Origin of the sequence: Acidovorax sp. sif0632 (assembly GCF_019218805.1) — a bacterium.
GTDB lineage: Bacteria > Pseudomonadota > Gammaproteobacteria > Burkholderiales > Burkholderiaceae_C > Acidovorax > Acidovorax facilis.
Genome location: NZ_JAHUWW010000001.1, coordinates 769,749 through 795,617 on the forward strand (window position 1 = coordinate 769,749; position 25,869 = coordinate 795,617).

A 25,869-nucleotide genomic window follows, 5' to 3' on the forward strand; every position below is an offset into this window, starting at 1 on the left:
GGCGCTTGCCCCGTTGTATAGCGCTGGAGCATGGCTTGGGGCGTTAGCTCAGTTGGTTAGAGCAGAGGACTCATAATCCTTTGGTCGTTGGTTCAAGTCCAACACGCCCTACCACCCATTCATTCGAATGGGCGATCGTCACGATCACGGCCAGTTTTCTTGTCGCAATGTGCGCCTTTCTTCTTTTGGAGTCGCTGGAGTGCATTACAATTGCGGCTTGCGTTGAGTTGAGCTTTTGCTGGTCAGGCCCATGCGGCATGGTTACAGTGAAAAAAGTTGATTTCAAGGGTTGCCAAGAAATCATGCTATAATTCGAAGCTTAGCGGCTGTAGCTCAGCTGGATAGAGTACTTGGCTACGAACCAAGGGGTCGTGGGTTCGATTCCTGCCAGCCGCACCAATGTTTAAAGCCTGCAATCGCAAGATTGCAGGCTTTTTCATTTGTCAAAGCGTTTCTCGCTGACGGGGGAGATCTTCCATGAGCAAGGCCTTTACCAAAGAAACCGATGCTTCCGACGAGGATGAATTGGTGTTGCCTGCGTTGCCTGCGGGCGGCAAGAACTACATCACTCCGGCAGGATACGGGCGCCTGCGTGATGAGTTGCTGGACCTGATTGACAACGAGCGGCCCAAAGTGGTCGAAGCCGTGCACTGGGCTGCCAGCAACGGAGATCGGTCTGAAAATGGCGACTATCTCTACGGCAAGAAACGTTTGCGAGAGATTGATCGGCGCATCCGCTTTCTCACCAAGCGGCTCGAGATTGCCGAAGTGGTGGATCCCAGCCTGCATGCGGGCAGCAATCAGGTGTTTTTCGGCTCCACAGTCACGTACATCGATGACGAAGGTATAAAGCGCACGATCACCATCATGGGCATCGATGAGGCAGACAGCCGGGAATCGCAGGTGAGCTGGATCTCGCCGGTGGCGCGTGCGCTCTTGAAGGCCCATGTGGGTGACGAGGTGCTGCTGCCTACGCCAGGAGGCGTGCGAAGCCTTGAAGTGGTGGCAGTGCAGTATCCGCAGCGCGCCGCGCATGCGGACTGAGCGGGGTCCGCAACGCCGCTTTGCGCCAAGCCCAGCATGGGTTGATGGCGCCGCTCAGCGCTGTGAAGTGCTTACGTGGCCTGCGGAGTGATGCGTGCAGCGCGAATGACGGCCTGGGTGCGGCGCAAGTTGCGCAGTGCGGTTTCGAGGTGGGTCTGATCTCGCACCGCCACAATGAAGCGCAAGTCCGTGGTGTCGAGGGCCGCCTCGTCATCCATATCCACATGGGTGATGTCAGCTTCTGAATTGGCCAGTTCAGCGGCCACGCGGGCGAGCACACCTTTGCCGTTGGTGACAGTCACCACGACCCCGGTTTCGAACATGCGCGTGGGCTCGTCCGACCAGTCCACTGCAATGAAGCGCTCGCTGTCCTTGTGCTGCAGCCGCTTGGCCACCGTGCAGTGGGCGTTGTGAACCACCAGGCCCTCGCCACGGCCCAGATAGCCCACGATGCTGTCGCCAGGTACTGGGCGGCAACAGGATGCGTACTGCACCGAGGCATTTTCGCTGCCATCCAGAGTTACCGCTCCTTGCGAAAGCGTCTCGTGGGATGTGTAGCGCTCCCGTGTCATGAGCAGCGCATCAGGACGATGGCCGTGTTCGGACATCAGCACCATGAGTCGCTTGGCCACGATGCTGGCGATGCGCTTGCCCAGGCCCAGGTCCGTCATCAGTTCGCTGCGGGTGCGGTTTCCTGTAAAGCGCAGCAGTTTGTCCCACATCGGTTGGGTCTCTGCGTCCTGGGGAGGGAGCTGCTCCAGGCCTTCCGCCCGGATGGCCTGGGTCAGCAGCTTCTCGCCCAGGCCTTCCGATTCGGTCTGTGCCAGCGTTTTCAGGTAGTGCCGGATCTTGGAGCGTGCGCGGCCCGTGCGCACAAAACCCAGCCAGGCCGGGTTGGGCGTGGATACCGGGGCTGTGATGATCTCCACCACATCGCCATTCTTGAGTTCGGTGCGCAGGGGCACTTGCTCATTGTTGATTTTTGCCGCCGTGGTGCGGTCGCCAACGTTGCTGTGGATGGCGTAGGCAAAGTCCACCACGGTAGCTCCGCGAGGCAGGGCCATGATCTGGCTCTTGGGGGTGAAAACGTAGACAGCGTCCGGGAACAGGTCCACCTTGACATGGTCCCAGAACTCGGCGGCATCGCGGGTCTCGTTCTGGATGTCCAGCAGGGACTGCAGCCACTTGGTCCCTAGTCGCTCGGCCGATGTGCCATCGCCGTCCTGCGCCTTGTACAACCAGTGTGCGGCCACACCAGCCTCGGCGATGACATGCATCTCGTCCGTACGCATCTGGAATTCGATGTTCACGCCGGAAGGGCCCACCAAGGTGGTGTGCAGGGATTGGTAGCCATTGAGCTTGGCGATGGCGATGTGGTCCTTGAACTTGCCAGGAACCGGCTTGTACATCTGGTGGAGCACGCCCAGGGCGGTGTAGCAGTCTGTCACCGTGGGTACGATCACCCTGAATCCGTAAATATCGGTGACCTGGGCAAAACTCAGGTGCTTGAGGTCCATCTTCTGGTAGATGGCGTACAGCGTTTTCTCGCGGCCGGCAAGGCGGACCTTCATACCGATCTTGGAGAAGGCGGTGTCCACCTCGGCCTGAACCTTTTGCACCAGATCGCGCCTGCGGTTGCGTGATTTGTTGACTGCCTTGGACAGCGTGGCGTAGCGCCATGGGTGCAGGTGCCGAAAGGCCAGATCCTGCAATTCCCGGTAGGTCTGGTTGAGGCCCAGTCGGTGGGCAATGGGTGCATAGATCTCCAGCGTCTCCGAGGAGATGCGGCCCCATTTGCTGCGCGGCATGTCCGACAGCGTGCGCATGTTGTGCGTGCGGTCCGCCAGCTTGATGAGGATGACGCGCACGTCGCGCGCCATGGCCAGCAGCATCTTGCGGAAAGACTCGGCCTGGTTCTCTTCGCGGGTGTTGAACTGCAGCTTGTCGAGCTTGGTCAGCCCATCTACCAGTTCAGCCACGGGGGCGCCAAAGCGGTCTATCAGGTCTGCTTTGGTGACGCCACAGTCTTCCATGGCATCGTGCAGCAGGGCGGCCATCAGCGCCTGGGCGTCCAATTTCCAGGTGGCGCACTGTGCAGCCACGGCAATGGGGTGCGTGATGTAGGGCTCACCGCTGTTGCGCAACTGACCCAGGTGGGCCTCGTCAGCGAAACGATAGGCTTGGCGCACCTGTTCGATGCTGGTCGCGTCCAGGTAGTCGAGGCTGTCTGTCAGCGCAGCAAAGCTGGCCGCAGCCGCATTGGCTGCCGCTGCGGCTGCCGACAAAGTTCCCGCCGTTGGTACTTCGCCGGGGCGGGCTTGCGTTGCAGAAGGTGAGTTGAGCACCGCGTTCATGCCTTAAATGTAGCGCGGGAGCGCATCAGGAGACTTTGGGGCAAAAAAAAGCACCGCTGTCGCGGTGCTCTTTGCGGGCTGCGCCCAGAAAAAAGCTCAACCAGGAACCTTCTTGAGCATTTCCAGGCCAACCTTGCCTTCTGCGATTTCGCGCAGGGCGGTCACGGCAGGCTTGTTGCGGCTTTCGATGCGGGGGGCGTGGCCCTGGCTCAGCATGCGGGCACGGTACGTGGCGGCCAACACGAGCTGGAAGCGGTTGGGGATCTTTTCCAGACAGTCTTCTACGGTGATGCGTGCCATCGTTTTACTCCGGGGATTCAGGTGATATTGAGCGACTGGAAGGTGTCAGCACGGGCGCGGCGCTGGGCGGCGTACTTGAGTCGCTGGGCGTGAACTACGGCTTTCAGGTCGAAAAGCGCGCGCTCAAACAACTCATTGATTATAACGAAGTCAAATTTGCTCACCTGGGCCATCTCGGTAGCCGCGTTCTTGAGACGGACTTCGATGACATCGGGGGAGTCTTCGCCCCGTCGTTCCAGGCGCGAACGCAGTTCTTCCCAGCTGGGGGGCAGGATGAACACGAGGATGGCATTCGCGAAGGCTTCCTTGATCTGCAGCGCGCCCTGAAAATCGATCTCCAGGATCACGTCCGAGCCTTGGGCAATGCGCTCCTCGATCGCCTTCTTGGAGGTGCCATAGCGGTTGCCATGTACATGCGCCCATTCCACGAAGGCGTTGCCTTCCACCATGGCATCAAACTCGGATTGCGACGCAAAGTAGTAGTCGCGGCCATGTTTTTCTTGCCCGCGCGGAGCGCGGGTGGTGTGGGAGATCGACAGGTGGACATGCGAGTCCAGTTCCAGCAAGGCCTTGACCAGGCTGGATTTGCCTGCGCCGCTGGGGGCCGCAACTACGATGAGATTTCCGGGATAGTCCATAGTTGATGTGCGCGAAGCGCTATCAAAAAATGAGTGTTATTCGATGTTCTGTACTTGCTCGCGCATCTGCTCGATCAGCACTTTCATGTCCACGCTGATGCGGGTCAGGTCAAGGGCGGCAGATTTGGAGCCCAGCGTATTGGCCTCGCGGTGGAGTTCCTGGATCAGGAAGTCCAGGCGCTTGCCCACCTCGCCGCCCTTCTTGAGCAGGCGTTCGATCTCGTCCAGGTGGGAGTCCAGCCGGGTGATTTCCTCGGCCACATCAATGCGGATGGCAAACGCCGTGGCTTCGGTCAGGGCGCGGTCACGGGCGGCCTCGGGCAGAGTGGCACCGTCGGTCAGCGCCATGGCTTCCTTCCAGCGCTCCATGAAGCGCAGCCGTTGCTGCTCGACCAGCAGCGGCACCATGGGGACGGCCTGTTCGGCCAGGGCGCGCAATTGCTTGACCCGGTCCAGCAGCATGGTGGCCAGGCGCTTGCCCTCCCGTTCGCGGGCGGCCATCAGGGCGGTCAGGGCTTCTTCGGCCAAAGCAGGAACGGCATCGCTCCAGTCCTCAGAGCCCGATGGGGCGTTGGCGCACAGGCGCAGGGCGTCGGCTACCGTGAGGGGCGCCGCGGTCGGCAGCCATGCCTTGACGGAATCTTGCAAAGAATTGAGCCGTTGCAGCAGCCGCGCGGGCGGGTCCTGCAGGGTGTTGCTGTCCTCGTTCTCCAGGGCGGCGCGGACTTCAACCTTGCCGCGCTTGAGGCGGGCGGTCAGCAGGCTGCGCAGCGCGGGCTCCATGGCACGCAGTTCATCGGGAAGGCGGAACGAAAGGTCCAGGAAGCGGCTGTTGACCGAGCGGATTTCCAGCCCCAGTCTGCGTGATTGGGGCGCGCGGGTGTCGTTTTCAGCGCCAGTGGCAGATGCGCCATGCTGTGCGCTGGCGTATCCGGTCATGCTGTAAACTGGCATTGGACTTTTTGATGGTTGCTTGCGATCCGGCGATTATCCGGGTTCCGCTCCACCCCCGAGTCATCTTCGCAAAATATGTCAAAAATCAAGCCGGCTCCTTTGCCGCCCGATACCGCAATTGGCGGCTACCGCGTGGTGCGCCGGTTGTCTTCTGGCGGCTTTGGTGTGGTCTATCTGGCCCTGGATGCCGAAGGGCAACAGGTCGCCATCAAGGAATACCTTCCTTCGTCGCTGGCCACGCGTGCACCGGGCGAGTTGCTGCCCAAGGTGCAGTCCGAAAAGCTCTCGCTCTACCGCCTGGGCCTCAAGAGCTTCTTTGAAGAAGGCCGGGCGCTGGCCCAGATCTCGCACGCTTCTGTGGTGAGCGTGCTCAACTTCTTCCGCGAGAACGAAACCGTCTACATGGTGATGAACTACCTGGAGGGTGCGACCCTGCAGGACTTCATCATCACCGCGCGCGACCTGAAAACGCAGAAGGTGTTCCGCGAGTCCACCATCCGCTCGCTGTTCGACGAGGTGCTGCGCGGGCTGCGCATCGTGCACCAGCACAAGATGCTGCACCTCGATATCAAGCCGGCCAACATCTTCATCACCGACGACAACAAGGCCGTGATGATCGACTTTGGCGCTGCGCGTGAAGTGCTGTCCAAAGAGGGCAACTTCATCCGCCCCATGTACACGCCCGGCTTCGCCGCGCCCGAGATGTACCGGCGCGACTCGTCCATGGGCCCGTGGACCGACATCTACGCCATCGGCGCCTGCATCTATGCCTGCATGCAGGGCTTTCCGCCCAACGAGGCGCCCCAGCGCATCGAAAAGGACCGCCTCTCGCTGGCCTTGACCAAGCTGCGTGGCGTGTACTCCGACAACCTCATCGAGGTGGTGGAGTGGTGCATGGCGCTCGATCCGCTGTCGCGCCCGCAGTCGGTGTTTGCGCTGCAAAAGGAACTCAGCCGCGAGGGTGAGCGCCGCTACACCAAACTGACGGTGGCCGAGAAGATGCGCCTGCAGCTCGACACCCTGGTGTCCGACACCAAGAAGAATGTGCAAAAGGTGGGTGAAGCCACCGGTATCGGAGCCAAACCCAAATGAACCCGAAGCCCTCTTTGCGTGAGTCGCTATGAAATTCTCGGTTTTCCAGATCAGCCGCCGTGGTGGCCGCGAGAAGAACGAAGACCGCATGGGCTATTGCTACACGCGCGAATCGGGCCTGTTTGTGTTGGCCGACGGCATGGGTGGCCACCCGGAAGGCGAAGTGGCTGCACAGATTGCACTGCAGACCATCTCGGCTTTGTTCCAGCGCCAAGCCAAGCCGCAGCTCAAGGATGTGCAGGAGTTTCTGTCGGGCGCGCTGCTGGCGGCGCACCACCAGATCCTGCGCTACGCCACCGACAAGGGCATGCTCGACACGCCGCGCACCACACTGGTGGCAGCGGTTTTGCAGGGCGGCACGGCCACCTGGGTGCATTGTGGCGATTCGCGGCTGTACATGGTGCGCGACGGGGATTTGCTCACACGCACCCGCGACCACTCCTACATGGAGCTGCGCAACTCCCCACCGCCGGGCCTGGAGCGCATCAACCGCAACGTGCTGTTCACCTGCCTGGGCTCGCCCACCAAGCCCATTTATGACATCACCGGCCCGGTTTACCTGGAGCAGGGCGACCGCATTTTGCTGTGTTCGGATGGGCTGTGGGGCACCCTCAGCGACGAGGAGATTGCCACCCAACTCGGCCGCAACACCGTGTCGCACGCTGTGCCCGAGTTGGTGGAAGACGCACTGCGCAAGGCGGGGGACAGCAGCGACAACGTGACCGTGATAGCTCTGGAGTGGGAGACGCCCGACGCGTTCGAATCCACCCAGGGCGTCTCGACCGACAGCATCAGCGACGACGTGTTTGCGTCCACTATCCAGGCAGGGCCACTCGATGGCCTGGTGGATGACCTGGACGATGCCGCCATCGAGCGGTCCATCGCCGAAATCAACGAAGCCATTCGCCGCTCGGCCGCACGGAAAGCATGACACCCCCCTGAGTCGCTGCGCGCTTTCCCCCTTCTCTCGAATCGCTGTGCGATTCGGGAAAAGGGACACTGCCAGTGCACGCAAGGGAGACGCAGCTACGCAACCTGGGCGGCCCTTGCACGGCGATCGCTGGCCTTGGCCGCGCGTTTCGGGCGAGCCTTTGGTCATGCACGAGGCACGCCCATTTTTCTACTGAAAATTCTATGACCACCTTCACCCGCACCGGCGACCGGGCCGCCCACCAGCTGCGCCCTGTGCGCATCACCCGCCACTACACCATGCACGCCGAGGGCTCAGTGCTGATCGAGTTCGGCAACACCAAAGTGCTTTGCACCGCTTCGGTGGAAGAGCGCGTGCCGCCCCACAAGCGCGGAAGCGGCGAGGGCTGGGTCACGGCCGAATACGGCATGTTGCCCCGCGCTACCCACACCCGCAGTGACCGCGAGGCCGCGCGCGGCAAGCAGACCGGCCGCACGCAAGAGATCCAGCGCCTCATCGGCCGCAGCCTGCGCGCGGTGTTTGACCTCAAGCTGCTGGGCGAGCGCACCATCCAGCTCGATTGCGACGTGATCCAGGCCGATGGCGGAACCCGCACCGCTGCCATCACCGGCGCCTGGGTCGCGGCGCAGGATGCAGTCAACCAGCTGCTGGCCAGTGGCAAGATCACGCAGTCCCCCCTGGTGCAGCCCGTGGCCGCCATCTCGGTCGGCATCGTGCAGGGCACGCCGCTGCTGGACCTGGAATATGTGGAAGACGTGGACTGCGACACCGACATGAACGTCGTGATGACGGGCGCAGGCCACTTTGTGGAAGTGCAGGGCACGGCCGAAGGCGTGGCGTTTACCCGGACGGAGATGGACCAGCTGCTCGCGCTGGCCGAAAAAGGCATCGCAGAGCTGGTGCAGTTGCAGCAGCGGGCGCTGCTGCAAACCCCCTAACCCGCTGATACTCACTAATTGATAGCTGCTTGCGCTTGCTGGATAAGCGCTAGATGCCAATTTGAATCATGAAAATCGTTCTAGCATCCAACAACCGTGGCAAGCTGGCCGAGCTGCAGTCCATGTTCGCGCCACTCGGGGTCGAGCTGGTTCGCCAGGCCGACTTGGGCGTGGGTGAGGCCGAAGAGCCATTTCGCACCTTTGTGGAGAATGCCTTGGCCAAAGCCCGCTTTGCCTCGGCCCACACCGGCCTGCCCGCCTTGGCGGATGACGCCGGTATGTGTGTGGATGCCTTTGGCGGCCTGCCGGGCGTCGATACCGCCTACTACTGCACCCAGTTTGGCTACGAGAAGAGCGACGACAACAATGTGCGCGCCCTGCTGGAGCAGTTGCACGGCGTCGCCAACCGCCGCGCCGCCATGGTCAGCACTCTGGTTGCCGTGCGCAGCCCGCAAGACCCTGAGCCGCTGATTGCCGTGGGCCGGGTGGTGGGCGAGATCACCACCGAACCCCGGGGCAGCAACGGATTTGGTTTTGACCCTGTGATGTTCATCCCCGAATTCGGCAAGACCTTTGCCGAGCTGCCTGTGGAAGTGAAGAACGCCCACAGCCACCGGGGCCGCTCGGCCGCGCAGATGCTGGCGCTGATGCGCGAACATTGGCTGTAGAAGGGGCACTGAACGTGGTTCATATTCCGATCACGCCGCAGGCAGAGGCCGAACCCGCCGTGGTGCGCGACATCCAGCACTACATGCGCCCCGGCCTGCTGCAGCTGCCCAGCCTGCCACCGTTGTCGCTGTATGTGCACCTGCCGTGGTGCCTCAAGAAATGCCCGTACTGCGACTTCAACTCGCATGAGTACCGCGAAGGTGGCAGCGATGCGGCGGGCAATGCAGGGGTGCCCGAGCAGCGCTACATCGACGCCCTGATGGCCGACCTGGAAGCCGCGCTGCCGCTCATCTGGGGTCGCACGGTGCACAGCGTCTTTATCGGTGGGGGCACGCCCAGCCTGTTTTCACCAGCCGCCATTGACCGGCTGATTGGCGACATCCGCGCCCGCCTGCTCCTTGCGCCCGACTGCGAGATCACCTTGGAGGCCAACCCCGGCACGTTCGAGAAAGACCGCTTCCGCGCCTTCCGCTCTGCGGGCGTCACGCGCCTGTCGGTGGGGGTGCAAAGCTTCAACGACCAGCACCTCAAGGCCCTGGGCCGCGTGCATGACCGGAGCCAGGCCTTGGCGGCGGTGGAAGAGGCTGCCGCGTCGTTTGACACCTACAACCTCGACATCATGTACGCGTTGCCGGGCCAGACGCCGCAGGAGCTGGAGCAGGACATGTTGACGGCATTGGCCTTCAAGCCGCCGCACATCTCCATCTACCACCTCACCATCGAGCCCAACACCTACTTCGCCAAGTTTCCGCCAGCCATCCCCGAGGACGACCAGGCCTACGCCATGCTCGACCGCATCACCGAGATGACGGGCCAGGCGGGCATGGCGCGCTACGAAATATCGGCCTATGCGCAGCCCGGCCACCAGTGTTTCCACAACACCAACTACTGGCAGTTTGGTGACTACCTGGGCATTGGCGCGGGCGCACACAGCAAACTCAGTTTTGCGCACCGCGTGGTGCGCCAGGTGCGCTTTCGCGACCCAGGCCGCTACATGGACAACGCCCTGGCCGGCCGGGCTGTGGCGCAGGATGAAGACGTGCGCCGGGCCGAACTTCCGTTTGAGTACATGCTCAACGCCCTGCGCCTGCGCGGTGGTTTTGCGCTGCAGGACTTCATGGATCGCACGGGTTTGCCGCTGACCACCATCGCCAAGGGGTTGAAGGCGGCCGAGAGCAAAGGTTTGATCGAGCGCGACCTGACCCATGTGCGCCCGACAGAGCGGGGCTTTGATTTTCTGAGCGACCTGCAGGAGCTGTTCCTGGCGGACTGACCGGGGCTACCGCTGATGCCGTGGCGCCGCCGCACCTGCCTATGGTTGGCGCTGTGTGCAGCGCACCGTCCCCCGCGTGGTCAGCCGCAGCGCACCGCCACAATGCGGCCGTTGGCATCCACCTCCAGGTTGAGCCGCTGGGCATTGAATTCCTTGGTGATGATCTGGCCGGGGCGCAGGACGCGGGCCATTTGTGCGCCCGACCGCACCCGGGCCAGTTCCACCACCGACGCCGTGCTGTTCTGCCCCACCGCCGACTGGGCCGGCTGGGCGTTGCACAGGCCGCCTGGCGCGGGCTCTGCCGGCGCCGGGCTGCCAGAGGGGGCCGGGGGCTGGCCTTGGCTGGCGCAACCCGTCATCAGCGCCGCAACCACCAGGCTGCCAGAGATGCCAAAAGGGATTTTCGTCATGGGTGAGGCTCCAGAAAACAAGACCCTCACCATACCGGAAGCCCTGTGAGCGCGGGTGTCCACGCGTAACACGGGGGGAGGGCGGTTGTCCCTCCAGCTGGTTGGATGACTTGATGAAGGTCAAGAAAATGTTGACTGAATGCGACAGGCAGCGCGCCTCCCTTGCACGAAGGGTGCCCGGCGATGGTTTGCCGTAAGGCCCTGTCCGCACAATGGACTGTTGGTGGTCTGCGCCCCGCACTGGGTAGGCAGAACACCGGGGCCGGTGTGGAGCGCACGGGCTTCTGGCAACCGAGTTTGTGCATCCCCGAACCACCATGTCCGACGATCCCATCTTCAGCCTCATCCACTCTCTCGGCGACACCCTGGATGGTCTGGACGTCGCCCTGTGCGCGTTTGACGAAAACGATTGCACCCTCGCATGGAACCGTACGTTCTTCAAGTTCTTCCCGGAGCATGAGGGGCGTGTCTACGTGGGCGAGCCCTACCACGCCAATCTGCGGCGCTTTTACACCGAGCGGCTGGATGCGCAGGAGCTGCCCAATATCGACCGCTACATCGCGGCAGGCGTGGAGCGGCACCGCGCACAGACGCGCCCCTACAGCTTTGAGCACCGGGGCCTGCGGGTCCACGTATCGTCGTTGCCGATCGCCGGGGTAGGGCGCGTGCGGGTCTGGCGTGCAGAGGCGGTGCAAAGTCCACGAGAACAGGAAAAGCTGGACAAGGTGGGCGATGCCAACATCCACGAGCCGGGCTATCCGCGCAGCCCCATGGTGGAAAGTACAGAGCTTTTTGACCGCATTCCCGATGGCTTGATGATCTGTGGGGAGGACCAGCGCATTCAATGGGTCAACGAGCCGTTCATGCAGATGTACAGCCTTGTTGATCGCGCCGCTGCAACGGGCCTGAGCTTTGAGGACATTTACCGGGGGGCCTGGGCTGCGGATGGGCCGGGTGACATGGCGCCCTTTTATGAGGGGCTCACCATCCTGCACGAACACATGCGATTTGCAGGCGCACCGTTTGAGGTGCCCTTGCCCCGCAACCGCTGGAGCCGCGTGATCGCCAAGCAGGGTTTGGACGGGACCGTGTTCTATGCACATGTGGATATCACCGAGTTCAAGCGCCAGCAACGTCGGCTTGCCCAGGCCGAGCGCAGTGCCCGCGACAGCGAGGCGCAACTGCGTGAGAAGTCCATCCTGCTGGAAGCCACGTTGGAAAACATGGACCAGGGCGTGGCCAAGATCAGTGCCACGGGCATTGTGGAGCTGTGCAATCGCCGCGCGCTAGAGCTGCTGGATTTGCCCGTCGAACTGATGGCCTCCAAGCCCTCGCTGGTGAATGTGCTGGCCTACCTGCGCGCACGGGGCGAGTTTGACGGGGCCTCGCAAGACATCCAAGACATGCTGCTGAACAGTGACGGCGGGGTCGATCAGCAGCAGGTCTATGACCGCCCCCGGCCCGACGGGCGCATCCTGGAGGTCCAGACCGTGCCCATCAAAGGTGGAGGTGCGCTGCGCACCTTCACCGACGTGACCCAGCGCAAACAGGCCGAGCACCGCATACGGCATGTTGCCGAACACGATGGACTCACGGGGTTGCTGAACCGCTCGGCCTTCCTGCAAACCCTTCAGGCGGCGGTGCCCGATGCGCGGCGCCAGGGCCAGGGCTTTGCCGTGTTGTATGTGGACCTGGACGGCTTCAAGCCCATCAACGACCGCTTCGGACATGCTGTGGGCGACCAATTGCTGGCGTGGGTGGCCCGGCAGCTCGCCCAGGCGGCGCGCGAAAACGACGTGGTGGCGCGGCTGGGGGGCGACGAATTTGCCCTGCTGCAGCGTGGCGTCTCTGACCGCGACAGCGCTCTCCGGCTGGGCGAGCGCCTGGTGCAGGCCATTGCCCAGCCGACGGAGATTGAATCGCATTTCATCCAGATCGGAGCCTCTGTAGGCATCGTGATGTCGTCCGCCGACGCCACGAACGCCGAAGAGCTGCTGCGCAAGGCCGATTCCGCGATGTACCTGGCGAAAGCCTCTGGGCGCGGTTGTGTGCGGATTTATGGTGCGTGACCGCCCAGCGTGCACGCGCCGGGTCAGCGGGCTTGGAAGACGTCCTTCAGAAAGTCGAAGATGTCCTACACACCTCGGTCACGGGGCGGCCTACTATTTGTCCGTCGATACCCCGTCGACATCCCTCCCGCTTGCACAAGCAAGTGTTCAGCCCGCACCCAGCGGGCTTTTTTTTGCCCGTTTCCCGTCCTGCCAGTGCCTGCACCGCTAACCGCAGGACATGGGACTTGTCATGAATGAGCAGGTGAATACTGGGTTCTTTGACCCCATCCTCTGCACGTTGCGCTAGGGGGCTGCATCATTCACAGCCAGGTGGGGTGTCATCGTGGGGCCACCGCTTTTGATTACAAAACCAGAATGATTCTGTACAAGCCCGGGGCGCAATTCATCTACAAGGGCCGACGTGTCAGCGTGGACTACGTCATCATCCGAAGAACGGGCCTGTGGGTCCGATTGGCCGGCAGTGAGGAGGTGTGCCGACCAGAAGATCTGACACCCATTTCGCCCCATGCTTCTGGCTTGCCCGAAGGGCGCCACTGACGGCGGGTAGGGGGCACAAAGCACAACGGGCCGTGAAGGCCCGTTGTGTTGGATGTTTTGGCGGGACTGTGAGATTTGAATTCCCTATTGAAACCCGCATGAATAAAGGGTTTCAATATTTTTGATGGTCAGTATCCCGTCAAAAATACCGCCAAAAATTTTTGCTGGCCCCTTCGTCTGCAACCTCCCCGAGACGCCGCCCCACAATACAACCCCCCTAGGGAGAGTCCCGCAACAGTCCGGCAACGCGGCTCGAATTACCCGCACCGGAACCACCGGGGAAGGACCCAAAAACCGCCCCACCCAGGCCATGCTTACTTACCTCTTGCCAGCGGTCAGGACTAGAAATTTTGTGTGGTGCGAATTACCCGCATCAAGGGGACGGGGGAAGGACCCGCGACGGGGGGTCACCGGTCCCCCTGACGTGCGGCGTTGCCGACTCCTTCGGGTGCCCAGTTGAGCGCGGGCGCTGCAATTCCTTCGGGGGGTTACCCCTTTTTCACCGGGGACACCGGGGACAAAATCAAAACCGCCCGGAAACCCGCGCCAGTATTGAATAGTTTGTCCCCGGCAGCACCGGGGACAAACGGAATTCTGCCCGGGACACCGGGGACAAATGAATCCACAGACGTGCGCAATCGTCCAGCCATCGACGCATTGCCTTCACTTAACCCCCTATAGAGCACCGCAGAACAGCGCGGCAACGCGGCTCGAATTACCCGCGCTTGGGAGAGGAAGGAAGGACCCACGGCCGAGGGCTGCATGTGTCCACCGTCCACCGTCCACCCTTTCCCAACGCGATCCACTCGCCCACCAATGGGGTGCGAATTACCCTTGTGTGAAGGGGCCAGGAGGGACCCGCTGTACACGGCAGCGAGAGACACGAGGGACGGGACGAGCCCCGCACCAGATCAAGGCCAGGGCCGCGCCCTTCCCTTTGGCACCAGATGCCGTAAGCCGGGCATGTACAGCGCGAAGGCAGCTCCCGCCCCCGCCCCTCACGGGCGGCACGGCACGGCATGGCTGCTGCCGCAGGGCGAGCACGCAAAGCCCCGGCCGGGCTACCGCTCACAGATCCAGCTCAAAGATGGCAGGCGGTATCTGATAGCACCGCACCTTGCCAATGCCTGGCAGTCTGGTGCTGATGGTGTATCGGTCGGACTCCCTCACCGTCAGGCAACCGTGCGCAGCCAGCACACGGCACACTGCCACATGGTCGAAGCCCTGGCAGATTTCGGCCTTGAACGTTTCAGCCAGCACGAAGTATTCAAAGCTGACCCCCTCGCCCAGCGTAGCGGGCATGCGCTCGCCATACTCCCGCTGATGCTCTGGGTCGCTCTTGATGGGTTCGCCATCGGCGTTCAGCATGCGGCGCACGCCGGCACGCTGCAGCGTCTTGGGTGCGTGGTCATCAGCAGCCCGGTGCCACATGGCAAAGCGCCCATCGCCGTGCGTCTCCAGAAACCGGCGCACAGCCCGCAGCATGGCCACCACCTCACCATTGCCAGCGCCACCACGCGCAGCCAGCCAGGCGGCAAAGCAGGCGCGTGCACCGCGTTCGCTCTCGCCCGCAGGCCAACCGGTAAGCCCGGCCTCGGTGGCCAGCTCACCCGCCACACCCACCAGCGCAAAGCGGGCGCCTACCCGCTCCACCTGGCCCGATGCACCTTGCGGTATCCATTCACGGGACAGGGCCTGTACAGCGGTGCGCAGGCGCTTGGGCAGGGTGTCGGCATGGGCGCACGCCCATTCGACAAACGCACGCCCCGGTGCGCCGTGGCACACCTGCGCCTCTCGGGCCAAATGGCCGGAGAACGCAGCCCCGCCCGCAAAGTCGTGCAGGTTCTCAAAGGCGCCCAGCCCCTTGCCTGCATCGGCCGGAATGTCTGCCATGCGCACCTCTTGCCCGGTCCGCGTGCGCTTCATGCCTTCGGCCATGTGGTCAGCCAGCCCCAGCTCACCAGCAGACAGAAACAGCAGGCGCCATGACAGGCGGGCGCGTGGTGCGCCGTTGCGGGTAGCGCGGGCCTTGCTCTGTTCATTGGCCAGCATGTAGGCGCACTCGCCTGCCACCTTGCCCTCTACCTGCGCCAGCTCATCCAGGATCAGCAACGAATCGCAGTGCTGCGCGGCGATGGCTTCCAGCGCGTTGTCGGTGGTGCGCCAGCGCTGCATGTAGCTTGCGCCACCGTACACGCTCGCAGCCAGCCGCAGGGCTGTGGTCTTGCCTGAGCTGCTGTCGCCCCGGATGTGAAAGCCCCCGCTCTCCATGCCTGCAGGGCGCAGCAGCGGCCCCGCAAAGGCGCAGGCCACCGCAAACACCAGCCGGGAGTTACCCACGCACAGGGCCCCAATGCGATCACGCCAGGCGGCTGCATCGTGCTTCACGCGGAAGGTGTTCTCCATCTGGCTTTCGCTTTGGAACACGATGCGCTCTGCATCGTCGCCGATGGTTTCATGGGGCAGCACAAAGGCGCGGCCGTGCCAGCCGATGCGGTCGGTGCAGCTCGCAAACTCGCCCGGCTGGCGGGTCTGTATGTACTGGGTCAGCAGGTTGCGGGCCGCAGGCGATGGAGCGATGCGCAGCCCCATATTCAGCAGCGCGGCGCGGTATTCCCCACCATCACCAGACAGCATGCGGGCGGGCATGGCCCATTGCTTGGGCTTGCCTAGCGGGTCAGCAAAGGCCAGCAGGTAGCCCCAGCCTGCGCCGTCCTGATCGCGGGTCAGGGCCTGCACATCGAGGCGGCTGCACACCCACTGCGGCGCCTTGGGTTGCCCCTCCTTGTCCACGCCCGCATGCCACACACCCGAATCGTTGACGGTGAAGGGGTCGAACGGGCGGCCGTCGCTGGGGGGCTCATTGCCCCCGCCGTGCCCACCATCGGCTCCGTGGGGCTCGCGTGGTGTGCGGGTGCTGGCCTTGCCTGCGGTGGTGCCTTGCGCGGCTTGCTGGGCGCGTTCGGCCTGCTCTGCCTGGTGCGCTGCAATGGCGGTCTCCACGCAGGCGCCCACGGCCTGCAGCCCTTGCGCCTGGTGCATGTCGTTGAAGTCGCTGCCACCATCGGGCAGCCCCTCGGGGAACACTGCCAGGCCACGCACCGCACGGGCTGCGGCTTCGGCCTTCACGCGGCCGGTGTTTGTGCCGGTGCGGGCTTCGGTGGCGCGGTCATCATCGCCACACAGCACCAGCAGCGCGGCACGGTGTTGCTGGCGCAGGGCCTTGGCGACGTGGGCAAGGTTGCCCGCATCAAAGGCCACAGCCACCGGGCGGCCGGTGGCCTGGTGCAGGCTGGCAGACGTGGCAAAGCCCTCGGCAATGAGCAGCACAGCAGCCCCGGCAGGATCACCGCACCAGTGCCACAACCCCGACTTGCGCCCGCCCTTCAAAAACAGCTTGTCGGTGCCATCGGCCGGGCGCTCGGGTGCAATGCGCTGCAGGTTCCACAGAGCCCCCGCAGCATCACGCAAGGGCACCAGCACGCAGCCATCAGGGGCAAAGCGCACACCGTGGGCCTGCACGCCCTTGCGGGCCAGGTAGGGGCTGGCGCCGGTGTCGCTGGCTGCATCCCACTGCGCCGTGGCCTCAAGCGCTGCAGCCGCGTGGGCGGCCTGCTGCCGGGCCTGCTCTGCCTGCTGGCGCTCAATCCTCTCGCGCTCACGCTGCACCAACACCTCGGGGCTCGGTGCGGCCGGGGCTTCGCTGGCCTTGGGCAGCACAAAGCCGTGTTCTTTGGCCAGGTGCAACAGCGTGCCGATGCCTACGCCCCCGCCCGCCTTGATGCTGCGCCAGGTGCTGCGCGTGGCGCGTGGGTCGTGCCCGTCTGCGGTCGCGCTCCATGCCTCGAACAGGTCTTGGCCCGTGGCGTCGGGAAACTCGCTTTTGATGGCCATGCCCACCCGCGCCCATTCTTCGCGTGGCAGGCTGGCGGGGATGTGCGCCAGTGCAGCGCGGATCAATTCAGGGGTGGGGGTCAACATTGCGGGGCATGCTCCGCGCCTTCCGGGCAGGCGCTGTACGGGCTCAGGGGAAGAGGTGCGAGATCAACGGGCAAGACGCGCCAACCTCTTAAGTTCTGGCTCCATCAATCGGGCCAGCTTCACGGGGTCCTGTATGCCGTGAACATTCATCGTGATTTGCACGCCAGAAGACGACTGGCCTAGAGCCCCTACCCCAGAGGAAGAGTAACCAGAGGACCCAACCCCCGCAGAGCTACCAGAGGCGCGGCCAGGTGTCGCGCCGCCCCCCTGGCCGGAGCTCGTGCCCCCCTTGTCTGCATCCGTTGAAGTCCCATTGATCCTTCTGCGAATGGCCTCCATCACCGCTTCGTTGATCGCCTCATCCAGCTTTTGCAGGTTGATGAACGGCGTGCCCCGCGAGCCCCGATCCCTAAGGCTGTTGGTGTCGAAGGCGTCCGCAAAGGCGAGCGCTTCCTCATCGGTCATGCCACCTTTTTTCGCACGGTCAAAGATGCCTTTCTTGGTGGGCATGCCGTCTTCTTCACGCACCTTGCCATCGGCATCCAGGCTGCGGTGCTGGTTGTCCATGTTCCATTTCTTGAGGTAAAGCTCAATCTCACGCTCCTTGAGCTGGTTGGCCTTTTCCTGCGCGGCAATCTCCCGTTCTTTCTGGGCGTTCAAGCGTTCCAGCTCGGTGGCCTGGTCGCGGGTTGCACGGGCTGCGCGGCCGTGTGCGTCGGCGGCGCTGTTGGTGGCATCCCGCAGACGCAGGGTGCTTTTGCCCGCCCGGTCTACTTCGATTTCAAAGCCCCGCATTGCAGCGGCGGCGGCCACCCAAGAGGGCGCAACGCCGTTGTTTGCCGCAATGGCAGCTTCTGCCGCTTTCCTGAACCCTTCACTCAGTTCGCGGGCACTGGCTAGGCCGCTGGAGGTCAAGGTGTCGTAGGCCTCCTTGGCAGTGGCGGCGGTCTTGCGCAGCGATTCGTCCGAGGTGATGCCCAATTGCGCTATGGCCTCGCGCACGCTGTTGATGCCAGGTGTAGCTTTGTCGAGCGCATCAGCAAGCGCCTCGGCTTTCTCCTTGGCTTGGTCTAGCAGGCCGTCTGCAATCTTGTCGCCCAAGACACTGCGTACCTCTTCGACCTTTGCACGGATCGCCTCCAGCGCCTTTTCACTGTCGGCGGTGTTGATGGCGTTGACAAAGCTGGCCGTCAGCACCCGGCCCGCATCCAGGCCCTGCGCCTTGAGCCGTTCCACACCAACAATCAGGGCATCCAGGTCATTGATGGCGCTGCGCGAGGCCGCGCCGATCTTCCCCTGCAGTTCTTCAAAATCCAGCCCCGTGCGCTTCACGGCCTCGTGCAGGATGGCGTCCATGACTTGGGCCACGCGTTCACCCTCACGCGCAGCCCCGGAAAACGCGGCCCGCGCCATCACCTCGAACTGCGCAAGATCCTTGCCGCTGAGCGCCTGCGCCCATGCCGCCTGAAACTCCGATGCCGACACCTTCCCATCAGCCACCAGCTTGTCCAAAGTCGCTGCAAAGTCCTTCACGCCCTGCAGCTTCGACAGGTCGAACCCCTCGGTTATTTTCTTGATCGCCTCCGCCGCAGCGGTGCCGTTCTTGGTCAATTGGTCGAACTCAGCGACAGCCGAGCGGGATGCTTTGGACAGCTCAAACTGTTTGTCGATGGCGGCCTGCGTCGCCGCAGCAAGGCGGGCGCGATCTGCTGCCGCTTCCTTCGCTATGTCGGATGCCAGCTTTTCAGCGCGTGCCAGTTCCTCGGTGCGGTCCTTGTAGCCCGCCAGCTTGGCCGCAGCCTCGCCAAGCCATGTGCCAATGTCCTTGATGTTGACCAGCAACCCGATCAGGGTGAAGGTCCGCAGGGACGCAAAAATGGTGGCCATGCGCCCCACGCCAGCGGCCGCAACATTGGCGGCCGCGCCCGTCGCAGCCATTTGCGCGTTGTGGGCCGCCATCGCCACCGCCGCCTGCTGGGCTGCAGCGCCGATGCCCAGGAAGTGCTGCGCCAACCGCAGTGCTGCAAAGGCTGCAGCCGCCTGCCCTGCGTCAATCAGCAGGTCGGCAATCGTCTTGAGGTTGCCCGCCAGAGCGTTGATGGCACCGGCAGCGGCCGTGCTGGCACCCGTGGCTTTGTCGGTATCGGCCACATACAACTGCCACTGCGTGCTCAGGTTCTGCAGCGCTCGCCCCACAGTGGGCGGCAGCTTGCTGAACTCTGCGGCCACCGCATCGCTCTGCCCTTTGAGGGCCCCAATCACGGTTTCGCTGGTCAGCAATCCAGCCTCGGCCATCTTGCGCAGTTCACCCGTGGTCACACTCAGGCCATCCGCTAGGGCACGCGCAAGGCGGGGGCTTTGCTCCATGATCGAATTGAATTCATCGCCCCGCAGCACGCCGCCCTGCAGGCCCTGCACCAGTTGGGTAATGGCAGCGCTTGAAGCCTGCGCACTGGCGCCGCTCAGTTGGATTGCCTGGTTGATGGTCTCAGTCAGGCCTAGGGCGCCAGCGCTGGCGTCTGCGGTCGATGCACCAGCATCCTTGGCGGTTTGCGCAAGACGTGTGAACAACGTACCGGTATCGTCCAACGCACTGTTGGTGCGAAGGGCAACATCCTGCACACCGGCCCAAGCTACGCCGAACGCCTCTCCCTCGCCTGTCGCAATTTTTAAACGGGCCTGCAGGTTGTTCACCTGGTCGGCTGTCTGCGCCAAATCGGTCGCCATGGACTTCAAGCCCTGCAGGCCCGCCAACCCAGCCACGAACCCTTGCAGGCGCCCGATCTGCTGGCTGATGGACTCCACGCCATCCCCGATCTGGCGATGGGTGCGCACCATGCTCGCGCCGGCCGCTTCGGCACCGGTTGCAGCGCGTTGGTACGCAGGGGCAATGCCATCCACCGCAGTGCGCACAAGGGCCACTTCTTCACGAATACGCTGCTGGGCGGCCTCCGCATTTTTTCCGGCAATGCCAAACCGTTGCAACGCTGCTTGCGCTGCGGCGAGTTCATCAGTCTGGCGGCTCAACTCAACGCGTGCGCCTTCAGCAGCGGTTTCCAGCCGCTGCAGTGCTGCGGCCTCTTGGGCAGTTGCCGGGCCTGCCTGCGCGATCTGCCGGGCGTAGTTTGCGGCCTCGCTGGCCGCCGAGTTCATTGCCTTGGTGCTGGCGGCCACTCCTTGCTGCAGACGCAGAAACGTCGATATGGCCGCGTCCTGTTCGCCAAGCTGGCGCAACTGTGCAGCGGCAGCACGCGCCGCCTGCTGAAGGTCGCCTTCAGCAACCTTCGCCAAGTTCTCCAGGTCCTGGGCAAGGTCTGTGATGGACTTTTCGCCCTCGGTACTGGCTTTGATGACGATGCCGATTTCATGTCTTCCGCTCATGGGAACCTCTCAATTCATAAAATGCGCAGATGGCCCGCTTGATCGCGTTCACCTTCTGCATTGCCTTTTTGGTGGGGGCTGGCGTTTCCGTGCGTGCAGGGATGGCACTGGCCGCGCTGGCCGCTGTTGGGTTGGCTGGATACGTGCTGTGGTGCGGCGTGCGGCTGTTCATCGGGCGGTAGTGGCAAACGCCGCACGGGCAGGCACAAGCAGACTCCAGCTCACTCGGTGTTGAACAGGTCCGGTTGCGCACGCGGCCGGTGCAGCAGCGTGTAGGTGCGCACCTTGCGAACATGGGTGCCCCCTGCACACGGGATCTGCCGCCAGTCACGCGCAATGCCGTAGCCCATGCCGGGCAGATCGAGGCGCTGCATGTCGCTCAGCACCTTGGTAACGCTCCCCACATCGCAAGCGGCATCAATTTCTTTCGCAGTCGCGCCGGGATGCGTTTCCAGGTAGTCAGCCGCACGCACCGCTTGCTCTGGCCGCGTGTCTTCTTTGGGTTTTGCTGGGGCTGCCATGCTGCCCCTCACGTCAACCGCGGCGCCAGGTCGGCGGGCGTCAGTGGCTCAAAGCCCACACGCAGCACGCCGGGCTGGCCAGGTTCAGATTCGGCCCGCAACTCGCCTGTCTTTGCATCGTGCACACGCACCACACACAGGGCATCCACCGTGACACGCTGGCGCCTTGACTGTGGCGGGCACAGAAACATCGACTTTGCGGGGCCGCTCTCTGCCGTGCGCTGCAGGAAAGCCGCCGTCTGGGGTCGCTTCGCCTGCAGCTCGGCAATGTGCGTCTCTGCAATGACGGCTCCGGTGCCGGGCTGCACCTCCAGCACCCAGCAGGGCCACAGCACCAGCACGGTAACGGGCTTGCGGCCGGACCTGCGCCAGAGGCTGGAACACATCACGCCATCGGCGGGCATCTTGAGCGCGAGGGCGTCGGCAGCGGCTTGCAGGCAATGCTGTGCGCTGTCGTGCGCTGCGGCCAGGGCTTTGTCCATGGGCGATGGCCCAATGTCAGGCCCTGTCATTGGCGTCACCAATCTTGGCGCGGTCGGCGCACCACGCAAGCACTTCGGACTCACGCCAGGCCACGGCACGGGCTCCGAGCCTCACTGAGCCTGGAAAGGTGCGCTCTTGCATGGCTCTGTAGATGCTTGCTCGCTTCAAGCCCGTGAGGCTCTCCACGATGGGTAGCCGGACGAGCCTGCTTGGGGCTGGGGAAAGTGCGGGCACCGGTTCAGAAGCTGCCTGTAAAGGTGCAGCGCCTAGGCTGTTGCCGGGGGGCCTGTGTTGGGCGTTTGGATGCATTGAGCGCCTATGGTGGTTACTGGGACGCTCATGTTCTTTCTCGCAGGCTATCCGCGCAAAGGAATCACCTTGGCACTTTGATCGGTGGATTTTTCCACCTCCGTACAGTCTTGGTTTTTTCCAGTGATGTCGATTAATCGCGCTCGTTTCATACCTTCCGGGGATTCGGCAGACTGACGAACCGAATCCCGCCAAGACGCCCTCTCTTCCTCAAACTGAGCACGATTTTCATCAAAGAACCGCACGGCTCCCTCAGCAGTGGCGGGCACGCCCGCAGCAACAAAAACGGCATCGCATAGACGCTCAAACGGTCCGCCCCTTCCAATAGGCAGACCCTCTTCCCCAACGGATTCCCACACCCAATCTATATAGAAGTAGTAACGATGAAGTAGCCGCTTTCTCCCCCCTTTGCGACCATCGTTCGGGTTTTGGCGCTGGACTGCCGCCGCTGCGCTACTCATATGGCTCAGCACCAACCCCACGTAGTCAACAACGCCACTTAACGGCACGCGCTCAGGCCATGCAAGGAAGTCACCCAACTGCTGCTCCGCCATGAGTTGGTGCATCGCCAACTTGTCAAACCGGCCAGCCTGATCAATCGCATCGCGCAATTCGCGTGACTTTTTCTCTATCTTTTTCAAGCTGGCACGCAGCGCTTTATCGGTAGGGATCTGTGGCTTTTGATAGGTTTCGAAGTGCCGCAATAGGCGAGCGGCCTGTTCGACACCAGCGGTCGCAGCCTCCGAGAGTCGCATCTCGCGGCAAACTTTTAGCAATCCATCTCGCTTGTGCGCTTCGAGGTGTTCGAGGATGTCAAAAAGGTTTTCATGTTCCACAGCGCCCCTTCCAGGTTCGGCCCTCAATAGGAGCCAACGCCAGGCCGGTGAAGGTGTCCGGCTTTTCGCCCTCGGTGATCAGCCTCGGGCTAGGCGTGGCGAAAAATCACACGGCTACATGAGCCCTCGCTCTGCCATGCTCAACGCCCGCGTGCCGCCCACAATGACATGATCCAGCACGCACACACCCACAAGCGCCAGCGCCTGTTTCAGGGTCTGGGTAAGGGCTTCATCTGCCCTGCTGGGTTGTACGCTGCCGCTTGGGTGGTTATGTGCAAGTACCACCGCAGCGGCACCGTGCTGCAACGCCGCAAAGGCAATTTCACGCGGGTAGACGGTGGCTTGCGCCAGGGTCCCGGCGAAGTGCCGTTCAAACGCAATGCCCCGGTTTTGACTGTCCAGGTACAGCACCGCGAAGTGTTCGCAGGGCTCACCCGCAAGGTGCAGCATCAGGTAGTGCTTCACTGCATCAGGGCTGTCAAACACGTCCCCTGGCTCGCGCAGGTATGAACCCAGGATGCACAGCGCCCGGTCAATCACGGCCCTTTCACGGGCACGCAGCCCACGGCGCAGACTGTTGGATCCGTGGGCCAAACCGTAAGCCCGGATAGGCTCGCCAGCCTTGGGGCTCTGCAGGGGTGCGGGGCGCCTTGGGGCTCTGGTGATAGCAGTTGTCGACATGGCTCATTCCCCCACCATCAAAAGCTCTTCCAGACGCCAATGCATGCTTGCCAGCACGGCCGCAGCAGTGTCGGGGAATTCAGTCCACTGCCTGCGCATATCAATGACCCCGCTCAGGGCCTTACCTATGTGCGGGATGCCATCGGCGGCCACGTCTACCGCCTGCAGCACGCGCCGTGCCTCCACAGCAAACGCCACCAGCCCAATCACGTCCCGTATAGCCGCCAACTCGCTTTGCACAGCGTAGGGTAGTAATCCGATGTTTTCTGCCATGGCTCAGCCCCTCCCCTGCAGCGCATCGGCACCGGCCAGCAGCTCAGCCGCCACGGCCCGCGCCTGGTCAATGGAGAACTCAAGATGCACACTCATAAAGTCGCGTGACATATACAAATCGACAAGGCGCGTTGACCGTGTGGCGGCGATGCTCAGATGCCCACCGTCAGGCAGTTTTGCAGACGACTCGCGCACCCGGAGCGATCCGGCTTCATGCTGGCGCGTGATGAAGGCGATGCCACTCATGCTGCACCCCCTTGCGTGCGGGGGCTTGTGCACACGTCTGCACTGCCCAGGCTGCGCAGTGCGGCCAGGGCTTGCACTGCCTTGCGGGCAGCGCCTGGCACATTCGCATCAGGCTGGCGCAGGTAATGCAGCGCCATGGCCAGGGCGTTGTGCGCATCGGCATGCAACTGGATGGGGTCGGTGGGGGCTCCAAGGCGGGCGCCTTGCGAGCTGGTGGGCGCAGCGCTGCGGCTGGCCAAGGGGATGACGGGTGTCATGGCTTCTTGCTCCTTTGCGAGACTTGAAACCACCGCATGCGTTCTTACGCGCATGAGGTGGACGGGATGTTAAGAACACGCGCAAAGACGTGCGCCAGGCGTTACCGCTGTGGCCATCCCGCCCGAAACCAAGCGTACGACCAAACGCCGCACGCGCTGAATACAGACGTGACAAAACCTCACTATCGGGGAGGTCGCGCCGCTTTGCGAAAAGGTGTTCTTACGCACCGGCCCCGGTCAGGGGTTGGGGGCATTATGCACGGGGGAGGCAGGCATGGCTACCTACGAAACGCGACAAATCAAAGGCTGGCGCTCTCGCATGGAAGATGAGGCGGCTGAGCTACGCAAACGGATATGGCAAGCACCTGCACAAGTGATCTACCGCGAAGGAAGAGCCACCCCGAGCAACGGGAATTCGACAGGGTACAAGAGCTGGTTTTGTCGCGAGTTTGGGGCTGAGCGATCACTCGCAGGGGCGGAGCTGAAACGCTTGCGAGCAGATCAAGCGAGGATCGCACGAAGAGAAATGACCGATGACCAGCGCGAGGCCAAAAACGCCATCAGGCGCAATCGGCGGGCTGCCCAGCCTGAGGAACTGCGTGCGCTGCAACGCGAAATGCGCCGGGCCCTCTATGCAGCACAGCCCGAGGAATGGCGTGAGCAAAAGCTGGCGCTGCGTCGGGCAAGGTATGCGGCACAACCAGAGGAATGGCATGCGCAACAGCGGGCACCGCGTCGCGCAAGGTATGCGGCGCAACCAGAGGAATGGCGTGCACGGCAGCGGGAGGTGCGGCGTGCACGATATGCCGCACAGCCTGATGGATGGCACGCCCGCAGGGCGGAACAGCGCAGGGCACGCCATGCCTCGCAGGATGAAGAATGGCACTCGAAGCGGCGCGAGCGGCGCCGGGCGAAGGAGGCGGCGCACCCCGAAGAATGGCATGCGCGGCAACGGGCTCTGAAAAAGGCATGGTATGTCGCCCTGTCCGACGAAGGACGTGCGCAGCAGCGGGCGCGGGTCGCTGAGTGGCGTGCGTCACAGTCCCACGAATGGCGCGAGCAGAGACGCGAGCAGAACAGGGCTTGGTATGCCGAACAGTCCGAAGCGTGGCACGAACAACGGCGGAAGGAAAACCGAGAGCGAAACCGGAAGCATCGCGAAGTCCACAAAGATGAGATCAATGCCAGGAAGCGATCGGCCTATGCACGAGCGCCAGAGGCAGCAAGGGCAAAGAAAAACGCACTCATGGCGATCAAGCGAGAGCGCGATAGATCTGCCGGTCTCACAGCCACGACCCTGACCGCGCCCTGAAAAGTGGCCGATCTGGGCAGACGGGCGGCGACGTGTGGCGCCAGGGGAAGGCCCTCCCGCGCTCATTTCCAACGATGTACCTACGCATGCAACACAGCCAGGCGCCGGGCATCAGGCACCGCGGCACTGCGGCGGCAGTGCCGCCCCGTCAGCAGGTGGGCAGAGCGGGCACCCTTTGAAGGGCCGGGGCGGGGTTCAATGGGTATGGATGTATGAATGAATTTCACTATTCAATAAATATCTCCTTTGTCCCCGCTTTGTCCCCGGCCCGTCCCCGGTTTGTCCCCGGTGGGTATTTCCTGCAAACCCCCATGGCTACTGGATTCAGGCCATTTGTCCCCGTGTCCCCGGCACTTTTGGCGTTCATGGTGCCGAAG

23 protein-coding genes, 2 tRNA genes and 1 pseudogene are annotated in these 25,869 nt (G+C 63.1%); 11 read left to right on the forward strand and 15 right to left on the reverse strand.

Annotation, left to right across the window (positions count from 1 at the left end; translation table 11 throughout):
• The first annotated feature begins 37 nt into the window (after window positions 1-37).
• The 3 genes from KW832_RS03495 (at window position 38) to greB (ending at window position 1,044) form a co-directional block, all read left to right on the forward strand.
• Window positions 38-114: transfer RNA gene (locus tag KW832_RS03495), tRNA-Ile, on the forward strand.
• A 208-nt stretch (window positions 115-322) separates the two neighbouring features.
• Window positions 323-399, forward strand: a tRNA-Arg gene (locus KW832_RS03500).
• A 78-nt stretch (window positions 400-477) separates the two neighbouring features.
• Window positions 478-1,044: a transcription elongation factor GreB gene (greB, locus tag KW832_RS03505; RefSeq protein WP_218298670.1), complete on the forward strand. Its 567-nt coding sequence runs from the start codon at window positions 478-480 to the stop codon at window positions 1,042-1,044.
• Window positions 1,045-1,115: 71 nt separating this feature from the next.
• Here greB and KW832_RS03510 read toward each other — a convergent pair whose 3' ends face one another.
• The 4 genes from KW832_RS03510 to KW832_RS03525 all read right to left on the reverse strand — a co-directional run bounded on the left by KW832_RS03510 (window position 1,116) and on the right by KW832_RS03525 (window position 5,290).
• Window positions 1,116-3,398 carry a bifunctional (p)ppGpp synthetase/guanosine-3',5'-bis(diphosphate) 3'-pyrophosphohydrolase gene (locus KW832_RS03510; RefSeq protein WP_055399042.1) on the reverse strand — a complete coding sequence of 761 codons (2,283 nt, stop codon included), beginning with the start codon at window positions 3,396-3,398 and terminating at the stop codon, window positions 1,116-1,118.
• Between the two features lie 96 nt (window positions 3,399-3,494).
• Window positions 3,495-3,698: a DNA-directed RNA polymerase subunit omega gene (rpoZ, locus tag KW832_RS03515; RefSeq protein WP_005794722.1), complete on the reverse strand. Its 204-nt coding sequence runs from the start codon at window positions 3,696-3,698 to the stop codon at window positions 3,495-3,497.
• A 17-nt stretch (window positions 3,699-3,715) separates the two neighbouring features.
• Window positions 3,716-4,336: a guanylate kinase gene (gene gmk / locus KW832_RS03520; protein ID WP_055399040.1), complete on the reverse strand. Its 621-nt coding sequence runs from the start codon at window positions 4,334-4,336 to the stop codon at window positions 3,716-3,718.
• A gap of 36 nt (window positions 4,337-4,372) precedes the next feature.
• Window positions 4,373-5,290 carry a YicC/YloC family endoribonuclease gene (locus tag KW832_RS03525; RefSeq protein ID WP_121422508.1) on the reverse strand — a complete coding sequence of 306 codons (918 nt, stop codon included), beginning with the start codon at window positions 5,288-5,290 and terminating at the stop codon, window positions 4,373-4,375.
• Between the two features lie 75 nt (window positions 5,291-5,365).
• Here KW832_RS03525 and KW832_RS03530 point away from each other — a divergent pair, with 75 nt between their 5' ends.
• From KW832_RS03530 to hemW, 5 genes are all read left to right on the forward strand, one after another.
• Window positions 5,366-6,382 carry a serine/threonine-protein kinase gene (locus tag KW832_RS03530; RefSeq protein WP_008905072.1) on the forward strand — a complete coding sequence of 339 codons (1,017 nt, stop codon included), beginning with the start codon at window positions 5,366-5,368 and terminating at the stop codon, window positions 6,380-6,382.
• A 28-nt stretch (window positions 6,383-6,410) separates the two neighbouring features.
• Complete coding sequence (locus KW832_RS03535; RefSeq protein ID WP_055399036.1) at window positions 6,411-7,313, forward strand: PP2C family serine/threonine-protein phosphatase; 903 nt, start codon at window positions 6,411-6,413, stop codon at window positions 7,311-7,313.
• A gap of 203 nt (window positions 7,314-7,516) precedes the next feature.
• On the forward strand, window positions 7,517-8,251 hold the full coding sequence (gene rph, locus KW832_RS03540; protein WP_055399034.1) for a ribonuclease PH: 735 nt from the start codon (window positions 7,517-7,519) through the stop codon (window positions 8,249-8,251).
• Between the two features lie 68 nt (window positions 8,252-8,319).
• On the forward strand, window positions 8,320-8,919 hold the full coding sequence (gene rdgB, locus KW832_RS03545; RefSeq protein ID WP_218298669.1) for an RdgB/HAM1 family non-canonical purine NTP pyrophosphatase: 600 nt from the start codon (window positions 8,320-8,322) through the stop codon (window positions 8,917-8,919).
• Window positions 8,920-8,933: 14 nt separating this feature from the next.
• Window positions 8,934-10,193, forward strand: coding sequence for a radical SAM family heme chaperone HemW (gene hemW / locus KW832_RS03550; protein WP_218298668.1), 1,260 nt, complete (start codon window positions 8,934-8,936; stop codon window positions 10,191-10,193).
• A gap of 80 nt (window positions 10,194-10,273) precedes the next feature.
• On the opposite strand, the gene KW832_RS03555 is transcribed toward hemW, so the two are convergent.
• Complete coding sequence (locus KW832_RS03555) at window positions 10,274-10,603, reverse strand: I78 family peptidase inhibitor (protein WP_082437489.1); 330 nt, start codon at window positions 10,601-10,603, stop codon at window positions 10,274-10,276.
• 317 nt (window positions 10,604-10,920) lie between these two features.
• On the opposite strand from KW832_RS03555, the gene KW832_RS03560 reads away from it, so the two are divergent.
• A complete protein-coding gene (locus KW832_RS03560; RefSeq protein ID WP_218298667.1) occupies window positions 10,921-12,672 on the forward strand; it encodes a GGDEF domain-containing protein in 1,752 nt (583 codons plus the stop codon).
• A 1,608-nt stretch (window positions 12,673-14,280) separates the two neighbouring features.
• On the opposite strand, the gene KW832_RS03565 is transcribed toward KW832_RS03560, so the two are convergent.
• The gene (locus KW832_RS03565) at window positions 14,281-17,193 is read right to left on the reverse strand and encodes a DUF927 domain-containing protein (RefSeq protein ID WP_218298666.1); all 2,913 of its coding nucleotides are present in this window, start codon (window positions 17,191-17,193) and stop codon (window positions 14,281-14,283) included.
• A gap of 63 nt (window positions 17,194-17,256) precedes the next feature.
• Entirely contained in the window at window positions 17,257-20,574 is a 3,318-nt protein-coding gene (locus KW832_RS03570) for a tape measure protein (RefSeq protein ID WP_218298665.1), read from the reverse strand.
• A 29-nt stretch (window positions 20,575-20,603) separates the two neighbouring features.
• Between KW832_RS03570 and KW832_RS03575 the strand changes: the two genes are divergently transcribed.
• Window positions 20,604-20,756, forward strand: coding sequence for a hypothetical protein (locus KW832_RS03575; RefSeq protein ID WP_158603845.1), 153 nt, complete (start codon window positions 20,604-20,606; stop codon window positions 20,754-20,756).
• 39 nt (window positions 20,757-20,795) lie between these two features.
• Here the strand turns inward: KW832_RS03575 and KW832_RS03580 are convergent, their stop codons facing one another.
• The 8 genes and pseudogenes from KW832_RS03580 to KW832_RS03615 form a co-directional block, all read right to left on the reverse strand.
• Complete coding sequence (locus KW832_RS03580; RefSeq protein ID WP_121422514.1) at window positions 20,796-21,095, reverse strand: hypothetical protein; 300 nt, start codon at window positions 21,093-21,095, stop codon at window positions 20,796-20,798.
• An 8-nt stretch (window positions 21,096-21,103) separates the two neighbouring features.
• A complete protein-coding gene (locus KW832_RS03585) occupies window positions 21,104-21,577 on the reverse strand; it encodes a hypothetical protein (RefSeq protein ID WP_121422515.1) in 474 nt (157 codons plus the stop codon).
• 16 nt (window positions 21,578-21,593) lie between these two features.
• Complete coding sequence (locus tag KW832_RS03590) at window positions 21,594-21,887, reverse strand: AlpA family transcriptional regulator (protein WP_121422516.1); 294 nt, start codon at window positions 21,885-21,887, stop codon at window positions 21,594-21,596.
• 47 nt (window positions 21,888-21,934) lie between these two features.
• Complete coding sequence (locus tag KW832_RS03595; protein WP_121422517.1) at window positions 21,935-22,723, reverse strand: hypothetical protein; 789 nt, start codon at window positions 22,721-22,723, stop codon at window positions 21,935-21,937.
• Window positions 22,724-22,837: 114 nt separating this feature from the next.
• A pseudogene (locus tag KW832_RS03600) lies at window positions 22,838-23,320 on the reverse strand (JAB domain-containing protein); the annotation flags it as partial.
• Window positions 23,321-23,407: 87 nt separating this feature from the next.
• Window positions 23,408-23,677, reverse strand: a complete 270-nt coding sequence (locus KW832_RS03605) for a hypothetical protein (protein WP_121422519.1) — start codon at window positions 23,675-23,677, stop codon at window positions 23,408-23,410.
• A 3-nt stretch (window positions 23,678-23,680) separates the two neighbouring features.
• Window positions 23,681-23,923: a hypothetical protein gene (locus KW832_RS03610; protein WP_121422520.1), complete on the reverse strand. Its 243-nt coding sequence runs from the start codon at window positions 23,921-23,923 to the stop codon at window positions 23,681-23,683.
• Window positions 23,920-24,180, reverse strand: a complete 261-nt coding sequence (locus tag KW832_RS03615) for a hypothetical protein (protein ID WP_121422521.1) — start codon at window positions 24,178-24,180, stop codon at window positions 23,920-23,922. The genes KW832_RS03610 and KW832_RS03615 overlap by 4 nt, the downstream gene beginning before the upstream one ends.
• Window positions 24,181-24,706: 526 nt before the next feature.
• Here KW832_RS03615 and KW832_RS03620 point away from each other — a divergent pair.
• On the forward strand, window positions 24,707-25,492 hold the full coding sequence (locus KW832_RS03620) for a hypothetical protein (protein ID WP_147433303.1): 786 nt from the start codon (window positions 24,707-24,709) through the stop codon (window positions 25,490-25,492).
• Window positions 25,493-25,869: the final 377 nt, after the last annotated feature.